Below are 614 nucleotides of genomic sequence, written 5' to 3' on the forward strand. Positions count from 1 at the left end.
TATGGCAAAAGTGCCTGTTTTCGGGGTTTTATTATACCATTAAGATAGTGATAATTATTTAATTATCAAAGATATATACCACTTAAGAATATGCCGATTTATATTGGCAAAAAAAAAGCTCCCGTCGAAACGGAAGCTTTTCTTAGTATTTTATTTTCCAGTCCAAATTATTCAATTATCACTTTCTGAGTATACGTTTTATCATCAGAATTTATTTTTACAATGTATAAACCAGATGATAGATCATTAACATCAATCTCGTATATGTTAGTGTTAAATCGCTTTTGAGTAATTAACTGACCACCTATAGTGTATAGAGATACAGATTTTTCATCGGTCAACCAATCACATTCAATAACAAGCAAACTTGTATTCTGGATATAGGCCTTAGCACCCTCATCGTTCACATCTCCAATATCAGTTGCTGTTGCTGCATTATCAAACAGAAGTACTAAACGATTGTTGAAGTCTCCCTTTTGTGTGTCAAATGTGTAACTATTTGTGCTACGCATGTCAATTATTGCACCTGTTTCTTTATCCTCAAGGTAAACAGATCGTGTTGCATCAAAGTTACTCAAGCCATCAATACTAATAGAATGTTGTCCTGCTTCAAA

Annotated in this window: 1 protein-coding gene; it reads right to left on the reverse strand. The window is 33.1% G+C overall.

Annotated features, from left to right (window positions below):
* Window positions 1–167: 167 nt before the first annotated feature.
* The coding region (locus ACRD7B_RS22780; protein WP_430826975.1) for a T9SS type A sorting domain-containing protein at window positions 168–614 on the reverse strand (447 nt) is incomplete at its 5' end.

The sequence above is a fragment of the Carboxylicivirga fragile genome (genome assembly GCF_050589805.1).
Classification (GTDB): domain Bacteria; phylum Bacteroidota; class Bacteroidia; order Bacteroidales; family Marinilabiliaceae; genus Carboxylicivirga; species Carboxylicivirga fragile.